Raw genomic sequence first — 874 nt, 5'->3', positions numbered from 1 at the left:
TGATCGACGACGCCCAGTACCTGCTGGACAAGGCCGCCGCGAACGTAATCACCGACATTTTCAACGCCAGCCAGGGAACCATCGTGCTGATTGGGGAAGAGCGCGTGCCGACCAGCCTGGCCAAGCTAGAGCGCCTGCACAACCGTGTCCTGGAATGGGTCCCGGCACAGCCGGCCACCGCCGACGACCTGCGCGACCTGGTAGACGCCACTTACCCCCATCTCACCATCGCCGACGAGCTGCTGGACGATCTGTGCGCGAAAACCCAGGGCTGCCTACGCCGCGTAGCCGTGAACCTCTACCGCGTCCACACCGAGGCCCAGGCGATTGGCACCGACACGATTGACCTGGCCACCTGGGGTAATCGCGGCTGGTTCACTGGCGAAGCCCCGGCGCGGAGGGCTTGAGCATGGAAAACCGCGAACCTCTACCGCGTGGCGCTGATGACATGAGCCTTCCAGAAGGGAAGACCTGCGGCGACTGCGTTCACTGCCGCCGCTGCACAACCATGTTCGGCCATATCCCGGCTGATGAGTCTTGCGACTGGTCGCCGTCTCGGTTCCGTGAAGCGGGGGTGAACAATGCGTAAGGCCGTTCACCTGACCATGACTGGCGGTAAGAGCCCGCGCCAGCACATGTGGGAAGCCATCCGCTCGCTGTCCCGTGACCCGAAGGGCCTGACCACTTACAACGTGTCGCGTTTGTCCGGCCAGGAAGATCAGGCCGTCAGCAGCTACCTGCGCGACCTGAAGAAGGCCGGCATCGTCGAGCGTGTAGAGGTCCTGGTCCAGCGTGATGCCCGCTGGAAGCTGCTGGCGGATGAAGGCGCAGAGGCTCCGCGCGTGAACAAGCGCGGTGAGCGCGTGCCGCCGTC

At 64.5% G+C, this 874-nt stretch carries 2 pseudogenes; both read left to right on the top strand.

Annotation, left to right across the window (positions count from 1 at the left end):
* Window positions 1-407 (top strand): annotated as a pseudogene (locus A6723_RS31040) (DNA transposition protein); the annotation flags it as partial.
* A gap of 174 nt (window positions 408-581) precedes the next feature.
* Window positions 582-874 (top strand): annotated as a pseudogene (locus A6723_RS31035) (MarR family transcriptional regulator); the annotation flags it as partial.

This window comes from Pseudomonas sp. AU11447 (genome assembly GCF_001672555.2).
GTDB lineage: Bacteria > Pseudomonadota > Gammaproteobacteria > Pseudomonadales > Pseudomonadaceae > Pseudomonas > Pseudomonas nitroreducens.
Note: the sequence above shows the minus strand (reverse complement) of the source record. Positions and strands in the feature narration are given on the sequence as shown.